General features: G+C 73.2%; 11 protein-coding genes. 3 read left to right on the forward strand and 8 right to left on the reverse strand.

Annotated features, from left to right (window positions below; all coding sequences use genetic code 11):
- Nucleotides 1–27: 27 nt before the first annotated feature.
- Complete coding sequence (locus tag ABEA93_RS11415; RefSeq protein WP_345675307.1) at nt 28–1,341, forward strand: DUF2252 domain-containing protein; 1,314 nt, start codon at nt 28–30, stop codon at nt 1,339–1,341.
- Between the two features lie 61 nt (nt 1,342–1,402).
- Here the strand turns inward: ABEA93_RS11415 and ABEA93_RS11420 are convergent, their stop codons facing one another.
- The 7 genes from ABEA93_RS11420 to ABEA93_RS11450 all read right to left on the reverse strand — a co-directional run bounded on the left by ABEA93_RS11420 (nt 1,403) and on the right by ABEA93_RS11450 (nt 11,766).
- Nucleotides 1,403–2,554 (reverse strand): alpha/beta hydrolase, encoded by a 1,152-nt coding sequence (locus ABEA93_RS11420; RefSeq protein ID WP_345675308.1) that lies wholly within the window; start codon nt 2,552–2,554, stop codon nt 1,403–1,405.
- A gap of 154 nt (nt 2,555–2,708) precedes the next feature.
- Nucleotides 2,709–5,336: a hypothetical protein gene (locus ABEA93_RS11425; protein ID WP_345675309.1), complete on the reverse strand. Its 2,628-nt coding sequence runs from the start codon at nt 5,334–5,336 to the stop codon at nt 2,709–2,711.
- 7 nt (nt 5,337–5,343) lie between these two features.
- Entirely contained in the window at nt 5,344–6,198 is an 855-nt protein-coding gene (locus tag ABEA93_RS11430; RefSeq protein ID WP_345675310.1) for a hypothetical protein, read from the reverse strand.
- 4 nt (nt 6,199–6,202) lie between these two features.
- Entirely contained in the window at nt 6,203–7,060 is an 858-nt protein-coding gene (locus ABEA93_RS11435) for a vWA domain-containing protein (protein WP_345675311.1), read from the reverse strand.
- A complete protein-coding gene (locus ABEA93_RS11440; RefSeq protein ID WP_345675312.1) occupies nt 7,039–8,973 on the reverse strand; it encodes an IucA/IucC family protein in 1,935 nt (644 codons plus the stop codon). Before ABEA93_RS11440 ends, ABEA93_RS11435 begins: the two co-directional genes overlap by 22 nt.
- Before the next feature lie 96 nt (nt 8,974–9,069).
- Nucleotides 9,070–10,932, reverse strand: a complete 1,863-nt coding sequence (locus ABEA93_RS11445) for an IucA/IucC family protein (protein WP_345675313.1) — start codon at nt 10,930–10,932, stop codon at nt 9,070–9,072.
- Nucleotides 10,933–11,343: 411 nt separating this feature from the next.
- Nucleotides 11,344–11,766 (reverse strand): ATP-binding protein, encoded by a 423-nt coding sequence (locus ABEA93_RS11450; protein WP_345675314.1) that lies wholly within the window; start codon nt 11,764–11,766, stop codon nt 11,344–11,346.
- A gap of 408 nt (nt 11,767–12,174) precedes the next feature.
- On the opposite strand from ABEA93_RS11450, the gene ABEA93_RS11455 reads away from it, so the two are divergent.
- Both ABEA93_RS11455 and ABEA93_RS11460 read left to right on the forward strand, forming a co-directional pair.
- Nucleotides 12,175–12,717 carry a hypothetical protein gene (locus tag ABEA93_RS11455; protein ID WP_345675315.1) on the forward strand — a complete coding sequence of 181 codons (543 nt, stop codon included), beginning with the start codon at nt 12,175–12,177 and terminating at the stop codon, nt 12,715–12,717.
- Nucleotides 12,718–12,852: 135 nt separating this feature from the next.
- Nucleotides 12,853–14,430 (forward strand): MDR family MFS transporter, encoded by a 1,578-nt coding sequence (locus ABEA93_RS11460; RefSeq protein WP_345675316.1) that lies wholly within the window; start codon nt 12,853–12,855, stop codon nt 14,428–14,430.
- Here the strand turns inward: ABEA93_RS11460 and ABEA93_RS11465 are convergent.
- Nucleotides 14,318–14,863, reverse strand: a complete 546-nt coding sequence (locus ABEA93_RS11465; protein WP_345675317.1) for a hypothetical protein — start codon at nt 14,861–14,863, stop codon at nt 14,318–14,320. The two genes, ABEA93_RS11460 and ABEA93_RS11465, sit on opposite strands and share 113 nt — an antisense overlap.
- Nucleotides 14,864–14,941: the final 78 nt, after the last annotated feature.

A 14,941-nucleotide genomic window follows, 5' to 3' on the forward strand; every position in this document is an offset into this window, starting at 1 on the left:
CGGCAGACCGGAAGGGGCAGTGGACGGGTGTTCGACCAAAGCAGCGACGAGCGGGCCGCGCGGATACTGGAGGTCTTCGACACGGCCTTCGGCGGCCTGATAGCCGACGACCCGGCCGCGTTCCGGGTCAAGTTCCGCAAGATGGCGGCGTCGGCGTTCGCGTTCTACCGCGGCACGGCGTGCCTGTACTACGCCGACATGGACGGGCTCGCCAACCCCTACATCGGCGACCGCACCGGCCGCGTGTGGATCCACGGCGACCTGCACGCGGAGAACTTCGGCACCTACCTCAATGCCGACGGGCGACTCGTCTTCAACGTCAACGACTTCGACGAGGCCTACGTCGGTCCTTTTGTCTGGGATGTCCAGCGCTTCGCCGCGAGCCTCGCGCTGATCGGGTACGCGAAGGCGCTCAGCGACGACGTGATCGGCGACCTGGTCGGCGCGTACGCGCGCGCCTACCGCAAGCAGATCATCCTGCTCACCGACGACCCGGCGAGCGCGCAGACCGCGCTGACGCTGAGCACCGCGTCCGGCCCGCTGCTCGACGTGCTGCACCAGGCGCGGCTGCAGACCCGGGTCGGGCTGCTGGACGAGCAGACCGTCGTGGCCGGCTACGACCGCCGCTTCGCCATGTCCGGCGGCGCGTTCCCGCTCGACGACGAGACCCGCAAGACGGTGCTGGAGGCCTTCGGGCGCTACCTGGCGACGACGCCGGATTCGACCCGGGACCGGCCGGAGCGCTACGAGGTCAAGGACGTCGTCGGACGCCGCGGCGTGGGCATCGGCAGCGCGGGCCTGCCGTCGTACAACCTGCTCATCGAGGGCAACACCGAGGCCCTCGAGAACGACGTGATCCTGTACATGAAGCAGGGCCAGGTCCCGGCGGTGAGCCGGCACGTCACCGACCCGGCGGTGCGCTCCTACTTCGCGCACGAGGGCCACCGCACGGTGATCTCGCAGCGGGCACTGCAAGCCCACGCGGACCCGTGGCTGGGGTACACGGACATCGGCGGCATCGGCCAGCTCGTCGCCGAAGTGTCGCCGTACGCCAACGACTTGGACTGGTCGGCGCTCAACGAGCCGGCCGCGATCCACGACGTCGTCGAGTACCTCGCCCGTGCGACGGCCACGATGCACGCGGTGGCCGACGAGGCGGGCAGCGGGCATTCGCTGGTGCCGTTCTCCACCGAGCACGCGATCCGCGACGCGATCGAGCCCGACGAGGAGGCGTTCGTCGCGCACCTCACCGCGTTCGCGCACGACTACGCGGCGCGGACGCGCGCGGACCACGCGCTGTTCGTCGACCTGTTCCGCAACAACCGGATATCGGGGCTGTAGGTCCGCACGCGACCGGCAAGGCGGGGGCGGCGCGCGGCAAGCGCGCCGCCCCCGCCGCGGTTCACGCGCCGATGGCGCTCAGGAGCATCGGCAAGGCCGTCCAGATCTCCGGCTCCCAGTAGTCCCAGCCGTGCTGGCCGGCGGCGGCGCAGACGGTGGCGGGGATGCCGAGACTGCCGAGTTCGGCGACGAAGTCCTGGTTCTGGGCACGGATGTTGCGTTCCACGAACGCGGCGACGCCGTCGTTGCCGGCGGCCGGACTCGTGCAGCGGGCCGCGGGCATGCGGGGTGTGGTGGCGGTGCCGGTCCAGGTCCAGTTGCGCGGGGCGTCGGAGCCGTTGCCGTAGTAGACGTACAGCGGGGTGCCGCGCAGTCCGGCCGCGTTGCCGATCGCGCTGTTCTCCTTCCACAGGCGCTGCTGGCGCAGGTCGGTGGGGTCGGTCGTGTAGAACGGGTAGCCGGGTTCGCCGTTGACGCGCTTCCAGTCGACCGGCACGTCGCACGCCGCCGCGCCCCACTTGACGACGCTCGGGCCTTGCAGGAGTTCGTCGGCGTCGTAGTGGAGCATGTTGACGGCGCCGCTGAGTTCGGCGACGGCCTTGAAGTGGCCGGGGTGCTTTCCGGCCAGCATCATCGCGCCGCCGCCGCCCATGGAGATGCCGAGGACGGCACGCTGGTCGTTGGCGCGGTACTGGGATTCGAGGATCTGGCTGACCTCGTCGACGACGTAGTCCTCCCAGTCGGGCGGCTGGGATTCGTCGCCGTAGTTCCACCAGTTGGTGTAGGAGCTGCACTTGCTGGTCTGCGGCATGACGACCATCGCGTCCTTGTCCGCGGTCATCTCCTCGATGTGCGTGTTGGTGGTGTAGCTGGTGTGGTCGTCCCCGCCGCCGTGCAGCAGCCACAGCGTCGGCCACGTGCGGGTCGCGGTCTTGGACCAGCCGACGGGCAGCAGGACGCGTACCCACTTGACGGCGGCGTCGGTCGACGGCGAGCGGATGCCGATGTCGATGACCCGCTTCACCGGGTCGGTGCTGTTGTGCGGGTACGCGTCGGTGTCGGGATAGGCCTCCCACAACACCGATGCGGGATTGGTGTCGGTGGCGGCATGCGACGTCGTCGCCGCGGCGCCCAGACCGAGGAACGACGCCAGCAAGGCGAGCACGAGGGACAGGCCGACACGTCGGCGGGGAACGGCGGATCCGGGAGGCATGACGATCTCCTTCGGGCATGGGGACGGCTCTCGGGTATCCGTGCGCACCGCAGCCTGGTGGCGTCGACACGTGTGACACAAGACATGATTCAGTCGAGCGCTTGAGAGATTTATCCGGGCGTGACGGCGGCGTTCCGCACGGGTGGCACGGAGTTCAGCGTCCGACGAACGCGTCGGCGAGATAGCGGCGGAACGTCAGGCGCCCGCAGGCGGCGACCGCCACCGAGGCGAACCCGAGCCGCGCGTGGGCCTGGTCGACCGCGGCTCGCGCTTCCGCGAGCCGGTCTTCGGCCGTGCGCACAGCGGAGGCGGCGGCGATCGTCTCGGCGACTTGCAGGCGTTCGAGATGCCGCTGCCGGTCGTCGGCGTCCGCGTCCAGGTCGGCGAACTCGCGCAGCGCCGCGGTCCGGGCGTCGTGGCTTTGACGGGCGAGGTCGAGGCGGTGGTCGGCACGGCGCCGGTGCAGGGTTTGCGCGTCGGCGTAGGGCAGCGCGCCGGGGAGGCGGGTGCGGATGTCGTCGGCGAGGTTGTCCCGCCACTCCTGGAGGGCGCGGGCCAGCGCGGGCACCATGCCCGCGACCCGCACCGACCCGCGCGGTCCGGTGACCACGACTTGCAGGCGCTCTTTCGCCTGCGTCGGGACCACGGACGTGACGCGCGTGAAGTCGGCCGCGGTGGCAATGCCTTCGTCGGCGAGCCGGGCGGCGCAGCGTTCGCCGAGGAGGTCCGCGGGCAGCGGCTCGGCAGCCAGCGCATCGCGCAGCAGACGCTCCTGGAGGTCGCGCAGGGCCTGGAGTTCCTCGCGGGCGGCGGACGCGTCGAGGGCGTCGCGCCGGCGCCGCAGGTCGCGGAGCTGCCCGTCGAGGCGTGCTCGGGCAGCGTCGCGCGCGGTCCGGCTGCGCGCGGCGAGTCCGGCGGCTTCGGCGTCGAAGCGGGCCACGGTCTTGTCGAACTGCTCCCGTGCTTCGTCCAGCAGGCGCCGATGCCGCCGCGCGACGCTCAGGCACACCGTGTGGTCGGTCTCGGCGGCGGCCTGCTCGGCCGCCATGGCGTCCCGCGTCTGCATTTCGGCACTCGCCAGGTAGGCCGCCCGCAGCCGGTGATGCACCACGGGCACCGCCGCCGACGCGGCGAGGATCACGACGATGTCGAGAACCAACGACGGATAAGCCCCGGCCATTGCGAACACCGCCGCCAGGACGAGAACGGGAAGACCGACGGCGGCAAGGCGGGCGGTCCAGCGGACGGACGCGGGGGTGTGGGAGAAGGAGGCGGGCGGGGAGGGCACGGCGGACCGGCCGACCGACGGCGGGGACGCGGGGGTGTGGGAGAAGGAGGCGGGCGGGGAGGGCACGGCGGACCGGCCGACCGACGGCGGGGACGCGGAGGCACCAGCCGACGAAGCGCCGGACGAACCCGCGGGCGAGAGCCCGGCAGAGCTGCCTCCCGACGCCCGCAGGCGAGGCGCGATCGGCGGAACCGCCCAGCCGGCGGAGGAGGATGGCGGACCGGGCCGGGGAGCGGCACCGCCGACCGGTGTCGGGCCGGCCCCAGGGCCGACGCGGCTGCCCGTCCGGCCTGACGAACCACCCACCCCGCCTGCTTGTGCGGGGGAACCACCCCGGGGCCCCGGGCCAGGCCCGCCCCCCGGCGACGCGGGCGAGCCGCCGCCACTCCCGTCCCCTGGGGTCCGGCGTCCGCGCGCCGTCCCCAACCCCGTCGCCCGCGCCGGCTGCGAACCGCCGCGCTCCCCCAACCCCGTTGCCTGAGCCAGCCACCCTGGCAACCCCGGGGCCTCCGGCGTCGCCGCCCGGGCAGGCGGAACCCCGGGCCCGCCCCCGCGTCCCACCCTCCCGCTCCGCAAGTCCGGCGCCCCACCCCCACCCAGCGCCCCCACCTCTCCCACCGGCCGCGCCGCCCAGAACGCCAGTCGTGCGTAGGCATCGGCAAGCTCCGGTACAGCGCAGGCAATCGCCGCCCAGCGGTCCGACGCAGCCGGGGACGCATAGTCCTCCGCCTTCAGCAGCAGGTGCTCGCCGCCCTCCTCGTGGAACTGCTTCCACAGCTGCGGTTTGCGGGCTAGGGTGCGCAGGCCCAGGTGGATCACGTGGGCCGAGAAACGGTCGAGACCCGGGCCGAAGTCGCCCGAACCACGCTTCGGATGCTGGTAGTTCCGATGGCCTTGCTCGGCGGCCGGGAGTCCGGCGAGCGACGGCACGTACATGCCGTCGTAGTCGATCAGCTTCAGTGCACCGTTCGGCTCGACCACCACGTTGCCGTGCTGCAAGTCCCCGTGCGCGATCCCCGCGGCTTCCAACTCGCCGACGACCGCGGCGAACCGGTCGGCCAGCGCGTCGATCGACGCAGCGTCGCCGAGATGGTTCTCCAGCCACGTGATCAGCGCCGTGCCTTCGATCCAGCGCATGAGGACGACCGGGTACCAGTCCCCCCGCACCAGCACACCGTTGGGTACGTACTCGACGTCGACCCGCCAATCCCCGGGCAACGACGCGACCGTGTCGCCGATGGCGCGGTACCGGCGCAGCCGGTCCGGCACCGCGCGGGTGAAGCACTTGACCGCGTACGTGCCTGTCCCCCGCGCCGACGTCACCCGGAAGACGCTGCCGAAGTTCCCGGACACCGCCCGCGGCATCCGCAGCGGCCCCATCTCGACCGTGCCCTGCGCGATCGCGGGATGGGCGAAGCACAGCGTCGTGTCCCGCAGCGCCTCGCTGTAGTCGGCGCCCGTCGGAAATGCCCGGGCCTCCCCCTGGCCGGCCACGCTCACCTCACCGCGGCTCGATGCGCACGAGTGTCACGTCGTCGTTGGGCAGTTCGCCCGACGCACGCTCCCGTTCCGCCCACGTCGTCCACTCCCGCGGGGTCGCGTAGTCGAGTGCCCGCAGCAGGTCCCACGGCTTGCGCCCGTTTTCGGACTGGCGCAGGAACCACGCGGCCATCGCGTCGGTGGCCAGGTAGAAGCGGTCGCCCAGCAGCCACGTGCCGCGCGCCAGCGCCGCGTGCGACGCGGCCAGGTCCCGGTCTTGGCCGGAACTCGCCGCCAGCGGCGGTGTGTTGCCGAAGTCCTCGGCCGCTTCGACCGGCATCGCCACCCGCACCGCGTCGTTGCGGACGTGGAACAGGCACGAGTCCCCCAGGGCCACCGCCGACCACGTGCCCCGCCCCGGCTGCCACCGGTGCGCCGCCAAGTGCGCGACCAGCAGTGTCGCGTGCGCGCCGCGTTCCAGGCCCGGGCGTTCGAACCACGTGATCGGCTTGCCCCGCAGCTCCCGCAGCCGCGTGTACTCCTTCATATGGTCAGGCCACCGGTCCGCCGCCCGGTTGAGGACGTCCGCGAACCCGGCCTCGGTCCGCAGCAGTCCGCTCGGCGCGGCGCCCGCCTCCCGCACCAGCAACTGCGCCCAGCGCCGGGCCAGCAGACTCGACGACGCGCCGTCCGCGACCGCCGCGCGGAGGGTGGCGACCCGGCCGACACCGCCGCGGCGGCACGTCGGCCCCGGCGGCGGCATGATCGACCGGGCCTCGCCGGTCGCGGTGCTGCTGCCGACCCACGCGGCGTCCTCGTATTCATGCGGTTCGCCGCCGCCTTTGTGCAGCGCCAGAACCGTCACATGGGCGCGCATGCCGCTACCGCAGGTCGGCGGCGCGGGTGCCGATGTCGAGGAACTGCACGACCGCCGACAAGTCCGCGTTGAACACGAAGCCGCGCGCCCCGTCGGCCACGTCCTGGCCCTGTTCGGCGGCATAGCGGCGCATGCCGGGCGGGAGTTCGCTGGACATCGTGGACAGCAGCGTCGCGTACTGGTCGGGCAGCGGGTCGCCGGGCGCGGGAAACTGGATCGGGTCGGTGCGGTTGCCGGAGATGTGCAGGTTGAACAGGAGCGCTTCGCCGTCGCCGGTCACGTGGTAGCGCAGCCGGGTCGCGGCCTCGGCCGGGTTGCCGTCGGTCGATTCGCCGTCGGTCAGGTTCAGCACGATGGGCGGGAACCCGTCGGGGTGCTGGTCGACCCAGCCCTGCACGAGCTTGCCCGCGTAGCCGAGCGCCTGGCACATCGGCGTGCCGCCGGACGCGACCGGCTCGACCCAGACGGGGAATTCGATGGTGCGTTCGACGAGCCCCCCGGCGCCGTCCGACACCTTCTTCAGCCGCGAGTCGAAGCGGGCCGGGAAGGCGACGATCTCGCCGAGCGGGACGACGTCCCGTCCGGCCAGCAAGCCGGTGAGTGCGGGCTGCACGGCGGCGCCGTAGCCGACGACCGCGATGTGGAAGTAGTCCCGGACGCCTTCCTCCTTCGCGCACCGCACCGACAACTCGAACAGCAGCCGGTTCAGCGAGTCGGCGACGACGTCGGCCTTGCGCGGCAGCGCCGCGCCGTAGTCGCTGCCGGGCGCGGTGCCGATCGGGTCGGACATCGAGCTGGACTGGTCGACGAGGAAGACCAGGCAGCCCGGGTGCGCCCGGCTTATTTCGGCGGTGTACGGCATGCAGTCCCCCTGGTGTGCCCACGCGGTTGCGGTACGCCGTCCCAGAGTAGGTAGCCGAATTGGCGTGCGTCCAAGGGACTTTCCGCAACCCGGGAGGGCTCGATCGGGCCGAAGAGCGCATGCCGTTCGGCGAGGTCGGGGAAGCGGCTGCGGTACCCGTCGGTCTCGTCGTCCGCCAGTTCCCGGAAATCCTCTTCGGATAGTCCGAGTTCGTCGACCGCGACCGCCGCGATCCGGCGCATGGGGCCGTCGAACAAGGCGGCCGCGAGGAGCCGGGCGCCGTCGGCGGGGCGGCTGCCCGGCAGGGGCAGTCCGGCGGCCTCCGGAAAGGGCAGTCCGCCGGCGCCGTGGCAGAGCAGCGGCGCGCTTCCCACACCTCGGAGGACCAGGCGCGCGGGCACTTCGGCGGCGTCGGACACCAGGACGAGCGAGGTTCCGGTGACCGGGAAGGCCAGCCCGTAGCGGTAGAGCAGGTGGATCAGCGGCGGCATCGCGACGGTGCACAGCCACCGCAGCCATTCGCGCGGGGCCAGGCCGGAGCGCCGCACGAGTTCGGCGATCAGCGGGATCCCCGCCGGGTCGCGGTGGGTCAGCGCGGCGAACGGGCGGGCCCGCTCCCCCGGTTCGAGGCGGGCGGCGAGCGGTTCGCGCCAGGCGGCGGCGAACAGGCCGCGGTCGGCGTGCGGATCGAGGTCGGGGTGGCGCACCGCGGCCGACGCCAGGTCGGCCAGGACGATTGTGCGGGCCTCGGCCAGGAACGCGTCGGCACGCAGGCGCTCGGCGAACCACGCCGCCGCAGCCGGATGCGGCGGTGCGGTCCGGGCGGCCGGGTCCGCGCCCGGTTCGGCGAGCGGCAGGACGACGTCGCGGCGGCCGGGCCGGTCGAGGTTGGTGAACACCCGGCCGCCGTCGTGCGGCAGGTAGCGGTCGGGGCCGCCGTCGCCCAGCGGCACGATCCGGCCGTGCGCCACGTCCGCGGCGAACAGCGGCAGCACGGTCGCGTCCCAGTGCCACGGATGCACGGGCAGCCAGCGGTAGTCCGCCGGGTCGAGGCCGCGGTCGCGGAGCTTGGCGGTGAAGCGGCGGCGGGTGGACGGTTCGAGTTCCTCGCCGAGCAGCCGCTGTTCGTCGGCCTCGGCACCGCCGCGCCACAGGCCGATGCCGCGGTGCACGGCCGCCCACGGCAGCCGGACGGGGTTGCGGGCGGCGGGCGCCCAGCGGGCCGTGTCGGTGGCCGCGAACGCCGGATCGGCACCGCCCGGCCGCGGCAGCGTGCGCAGCCACGCGGAGAGGTCGAGGTACGGGAGTTCGGCCGCCTCGGCGGCGCTCGGCCGGTCCCGGGCGGTGTCGCGGACCGCGGCGACCACGGCGGCGTTGACGTCGCGGACCAGGCGGGCCGCGCCGCCCTCGTCCAGGCCGAGTTCGGCGCGTGCGTCGACGACGAACCGGGCCGGGTCGTCGGCGGCCGCCGCACCGCCGTCGGCGACCCGCAGGACCGAGCCCGGCTGGATCCGCCACGTGCCCCAGGCGCCGCGCCGGGCGCGGAACGAGTAGACGGCATGGCTCGCGAGGTGGAGGCGGTAGCGGACCGGGCCGGCCTCGGCTTCCGGGTCGGGGCCGGGGTCGACGTGCGCCGGGGCGCCGGATTCCGGGGCGCCGTCGGCCTCGGCCCCCGGCTCGTTGCCCGGCGACTTGCCCCGCTTGGCGCCCGGCTCGGCTTCCGGCGCGGTTCCGGGCCCGGTTTCCGCGGACCCGTCGCCGTCCGCCGCCGTGTCCGTCCCCGTGGCCGGTTCGTCCGGCTGCGGGACGAGCAGCCCGGTCTCGGCGTACTCGGCGAGCAGCGCGATCAGGAGTCCGGCGGCGGCCTCCTGCCATGCGGGTCCGTTGAGTTCGGGGTAGTCGGGCAGCGGCACGTACCCTCCTGGACGTTCGGCGCGAGCCGGTCGGCACACGCCGAACGTAACCCAGAATCCTCCCGCCGCGCGTCCCTCGTACGGGCTTTCGGCAGGTCAGCCCTCCGCGATCGGGTTGCGGACGGCCACGTACACGGTGCGGTTCGCGGCCGGATCGCTCGGGTGCGCGAGCCCGGCGACGCGGGTGTGCAGGTTGGCCTTGCAGCGGATCGTCGGCGCGTCCAGGAGCGTCGCGATGAGGTCGCCGGCGTCCCGGTCCGCCTGCCCGGCGCGGACCCGCGCCAGGAACGCGCGCACGTGGCCGAGCAGATGCTCCTCGTCGGCCAGGCCTTGCGAGCCCATCGCGCCGACCAGGCCGAGCACGTTGTTGACACCGACGCAGTAGCCCAGGCGTTCGTCGACGACCGCATCCGTCGCCCACGTCGCGGGGTCGTCGCGGACGTCGGCGGGCAGCCAGCGCGCCAGCGTCGTGCCGCGCGTCGCGGAGAAGTGGTGGCCCTGGTTGCCGCGGTAGCGGCCGCCGATCGGCCAGCCGTCGCCGTCCAGCACGACCAGCATGTTCTGCTGGTGCGCTTCCAGGCCGAGCCCGTAGTCGGCGTACAGCCACAGCACCGGCGCCACCACGACGTCGAGGTAGCGCCGCAGCCACGTCTCCGCGACCTCCGTCAGCGGGCGGCCGGTGTGCAGCGCGAGGGCGTGGATGGTGCGCCCCAGCAGCGACCGCCCGGAAGGCGCGTCGGGGCGCGCCGCGGTGAGCCCGGCCACGCACAGCACGCGGTCGCGTGGCCCGAACGGGTTGTCGCGCACCACGAGTTCCAGGCCGCTTTCGCCCTCCGCGCCAGGCCCGCGCAAGGTGAGCCAGCCCAGGTCGCGCAGCACGTCGAAGCCGGGGTGCGCGCCGTGCAGGACGCGTTTCAGGCCGGCGTCCAGGATGCGGTGCACGGCGAGGCCGCGGCGCATTTCGGCGTGCAGGTTCTCGCGCCGCGAATCGGCGATCTCGGCGCCGAGCGACGTCTTGAGCATCACCGGGGCGTCGGCGCGGTACAGGGTGCGGACCGACGACGTGGGCGACCATTCGGGCCCGGCCGGGCCGAGGTCGTGCAGGTGCCCGCCGTCGAGGAGCGCGCGGACCCCCGGCCGCACCACCGCTTCGCGCGCCTGCCACGGGTGCGCGGGGAAGACCACGGTGCCGGGCGGGCGGTCGAGACCGGGCCCGGCGAGCGCGGCGAAGATCTCCGGAAGGGGACCGAGGAGGTCCGCGTCGAGGCGCACGATGTCCGGGTCCGCGGCGAACCAGTGCAGCGGGAAACGCCCGCGCAGCTCCGGGGAGAACCGTTTTGCCTCCGGCTCGTCGACGTACTGCCGGCTGTGCGGTGTCGGGTGGAAAGGGTGCCCGAGCACGAGCGCCTGTTCGGCGTCGAGGAACTCGGATCCGGCCGCCGACACATGTGCCGACGCGGCCCCGCCGAGCGCGAATTCGGCGCGCCGGACGACCAGGTGGGACGTGGTCCGGGCCACCGAGTCCGCAACGCGCGCGGCGAACTCCGCGGCACTCTGCGGTGCGTGCTCGGCAGCCAGCAGTGCGGCGAGTTCCGCGGCGCCGACCTCGGCGGTGCCGCCGGCCTCGGCGGTGCGCCGGACCGCGCCGAACCGGTGCCATCCGGTGGGTGACCGGTAGGCCAGCGCCGCGGCGAGCACCACCGGCGCGCCGCCGGCCCGCTCGCCGCCGCCCAGTGCGAGACGCACCTCGGGGCCGTCCGGCACCGGCGTGTTCTCTTCGCGCAGTCGGCAGCGCAGCAGCGCTTCGACGGCGGCCCGGTCCGCGGCGCGCGCCGCGTCGGCGGGCCGCTCGACTTCGGGTTCGTCCGGTTGCGGGGGCAGCGTGGGCGAACCGGCGGACGGGCCGGGACGCGGGGCCGCCGCGACGTTGGTCGTCGGCGCCTGACCGGAAAGCGACATCTGTGCTGCAGACCTCCCCTGATCGACAACGGCCGTGCGGTGGGGCGGTGTTCACGGGGGCGTGCGGAAAAATCTCGCGCAGTGGCGTTCGGCGCACGTGCGTCGCGGTCGGGCTCCCGTGTGCGGCACGGGTGACCGGCCGGTGACCGGACGAAGACTTCGGAGAACCGTAACCCATACCTTCCCCGCCGATCAGCCGCAGCCACCTGCCGTGTGCCCGACGGCTCAACGCCCGAACAGGCCGGGGAGTTTCGCGGAACGGCAGAGTCACCCGTCCGGTGGATCACCGGTGGGTCGGAAGCGGCGCGGAAGGGGCCGACGGACGGGCGCCGGGAGCGGTGCGGAAGGCGACCGGCGGGGGGTGGGCCGGGCGCGCCCGGGGTGGTGCGGCGGAGGCGGATCGGCGGCGGGTCAGGCGACCGGCCACGGCAGGATGACCCACAGGGTCTTGCCGTCCGGGTGCGCTTCGATGTGGATTTGCCCGCCGGTCTCGTCGACGATCTGCCGCACGATCAGCAGGCCGCGGCCGGACGTGTCGTCGACGGTCTCCAACAGCGCCACCGGGCGGTAGGGGTGGCGGTCGCGCACCCCGAGCCACAGCCAGCCGTCGTGCACGGTGAGCGTCACGACGATCTCCGGCGACACCACGGCGGCGTGCTCGACGGCGTTGGTGATGAGTTCGGAGGCGATGAGGCGCAGCCCGTACCCGAGGTCGTGGCTCTGCGGGAGGCCCCAGTACGCCAGATGGTCCGCCAGTGCCCGGCGTGCCTGGGGCACGGCGGCGGGCTCGGCAGGCAGCGTGAACCAACAGGACCTGTCGTATCCCAGTGTCACGGGGCCCACCTCCTCGCGCGGTGGTCCAGCCTAATGCCCCGAACGGGGGTCGGATCATGACCGACACCAGACCTGCGGTGTTCGGCAGGAAACAGCACGTAGGGTGACCGGTTGCCTGCGCATCGCCCGCAAAATGCGCGTGCGGGCGCGCCAGGGCGTACGCCACGGCGCATGCGGGACCACGCCGGGGCGCAAGCAGATTGACGGATCGTCACATGTCCGCGAAAGGTTGATCGATCGCGTGTGTGAACCTCACTGTTCGTGGGCAAGACCGGAGCGTCTGCGTATGTGGCGGCGCATCCAGGAGGGTGCGCCCATAGCCGCGCGTGGCGGTGTCGGAGCCGGGGGCCAGGATGGTCGCCACGGTCTCTCGAAGCCGCCGCTCAGTCCCACGGAAGGGTGATGCGGGTGGACGACAACCTGGACGCGCTCGAACGGCTCATGCTGGCGAACCTGCTCGAAGGCCGCCAGCCGCGCCGTCGCGCGACCCCGATGCCGCGGTCCCAGCGCAATTCCGACTCCCGGCAGGCGAACCTGTCGCAGGGCCGCAACCAGCCGCGCAACGTGCCGGCGGGCCGCGCGTCGATCCCGAGCCCGTCCGTCTCGCACCAGGTCCCCGACCTGCGCGCGAACCGGCAGCTCGACATCAGCCGGGTCATCAAGCAGATCGACCCGCGGACGACCCCGGAGTGGCGCTCCGAGATGGCCGCCGCGTGGGTGCGCCTCGACCTGAGCGCGGCGCAGGTGCACGCATGGCTGACCGCCGGACTGCTGCCGAACCAGCACGAGCTGGCCAAGGAATGCATCGCCCGCGGCCTGAGCCCGGCCGACATGAAGGCGCGGATCGACGGCGTGCGCGTCGTCGAGCGGCTGCGCGGCGACGGTGTCGACGGCATCGTCGACCTGCTCCGCCAGAAGGGCTGGCAGCCCGCTCCCACCGCCGCCGCGTAGTCCGGGGAACGGCTGCCTCCTCCCCGACGCGGCCGTCCCCGTACCAGTGAACCGGCAGGTCGGCGCCGGTTTCCCCGTTCCGCGCCACCGCATCGGTTCGTTGACTTCGTTGCACACTGCAACTAGCTTGCGGCCATGCCCCCAGGGAAATCCGCCGGCGTCACGGCACCGCCTCCACCCCTGACCCGACGCCAGATCCTGCTGGCGTTCGGCGGGTTGATGCTCGGCATCCTGCTCTCCTCACTCGATCAGACGATCGTCGCCACCGCGCTGCCGACGATCGTCTCGGACCTCGGCGGCCTCGACCGCCTGGCCTGGGTGACGACGGCGTACACGCTGGCCATGGCGATCTCCACGCCCGTGTACGGCAAGCTCGGCGACATCTTCGGTCGCAAGTACCTGTTCCAGACGGCGATCTGCGTGTTCCTCGCGGGTTCCGTGCTGTGCGGCGTCGCGGGGAGTATGACGGCGCTCATCGCGTTCCGCGCCCTCCAGGGGCTCGGCGCGGGCGGCTTGATGAGCAACGCGCAGGCGATCGTGGGCGACCTCGTGCCGCCCGCGGAACGCGGCCGTTATCAGGGGCTCATCGGTTCGGTGATCGCTCTGTCGTCGGTGTCCGGTCCGCTGCTGGGCGGTCTGATCACCGAGCAGCTCTCGTGGCGCTGGGTGTTCTACGTCAACGTGCCGCTCGGCGCGGTGGCGCTGGTGGTGACGAGCTTCGTCCTGCGCCCTCCGACACAGCGGCGCGAACGCAAACCGCTGGACTTCCTCGGCGGCCTACTGCTGGCGGGCGGGACGGCGGCGCTGATCCTGTGTACGACGTGGGGCGGGACGACCTACCCGTGGCTGTCCGCGCCGATCGTGATCCTGGCGGTGTGCGCGGTCGGGCTGCTGGGCCTGTTCGTGTTCGCGGAGACGCGGGCGGCCGACCCGCTGGTGCCGCTGCACCTGCTGTCGCGCAACGCGGTGGTGCGGATTGCGTGCCCGTTGACGCTGGTGACGGGCTGCCTGTTCGTCGGCATGGGGACCTTCCTGCCGATGTACGAGCAGATCGTGCACGGCAGGGGCCCGACGGCGTCCGGCCTGCTGCTGGCCCCGATGCTGCTGTCGATGCTGGTCTGTTCGACGGTGTGCGGCCGGATCATCACGCGGATAGGGAAGTACAAGCGCTTCCCGGTCGGCGGCACGCTGCTGGCCGCGGTGGGCTTGGCGCTGCTCACGACGCTCGGGGTGGCGAGCCCCTACTGGCGGCTGCTGATCGCGCTGGTCGTGCTGGGCCTCGGGTTGGGGACCATCGGGCCGGTGACCACGTTGGCCGTGCAGAACGCGGTCGAGCACCGCGATCTCGGGGTGGCGACCGCACTGAACTCGTTCAGCCGGTCGATCGGCTCGTCGTTCGGGGTGGCGATCCTGGGGGCGGTGTTCACCCATCGCCTCGCGGCGGGCCTGCCGGATTCGGCGGCCGAGGCCCTCGGCGGCGACCACTCGTCGCTGACCCGCGACCGGATCGACGCGCTGCCGCCCGACGCGCACGCCGCGGTGCTGTCGACCTTCGCGGACGCGCTGTCCTGGGTCTTCGCAACCGGCGTGCCGATCGCGCTCATCGGATTTGTGCTGGCCCTGTCCCTGCGAGAACTGCCGTTGCGGCGCGGGGCGACCCCAGTGGCGCCGGCATCCGCATCGGCGGACGCCCGGTCCGCGCGCAAGCCGTAGCGTGCAGGTCCGCGAGGTCGACGGCGGCGTCCCACACCCAGTCCTGCGGGTTGGCGGCGAGCGCCGGATTCGCCGCGAGGTGCCGGACGGCGAGTTCGCTCAGGTCGGCGACGAGGGCGTGCCGCCCCAACTCGGCCAGCCCGGCCAGCAGGAAGGCCAGTTCGGACACGCGGCGCAGGGTGTCCGCCCGTCTGCCCGGCCCCGCCAAGGCGGTCGCCATGGACCGTATCCCGGGCAGATCGGGCCCGGCTCCCGGCGCGAGCACCGGCTCCAGCCGTACGAGTTCGACACCGGGGCGGTGCGCGGCGCGGTCGCCGACGGCGGCTTCGGCGGCGAGGAGGTCGGCCAGGGCGACGTCGAAGGCGTCGGCCGTCAGGGGGGAACCCGTCTGGTGCGCTTGTCCGTTCACCGGAACCTTCACAAGATTTCCCATGAATCCATGCAAGCCGACCACGACCGCCCCGACCCATCGCCTTGAGTCGAATCACCCGAACGAGGTACCGCCGCCCGT

It is taken from the genome of Yinghuangia aomiensis (genome assembly GCF_039542225.1).
Classification (GTDB): domain Bacteria; phylum Actinomycetota; class Actinomycetes; order Streptomycetales; family Streptomycetaceae; genus Yinghuangia; species Yinghuangia aomiensis.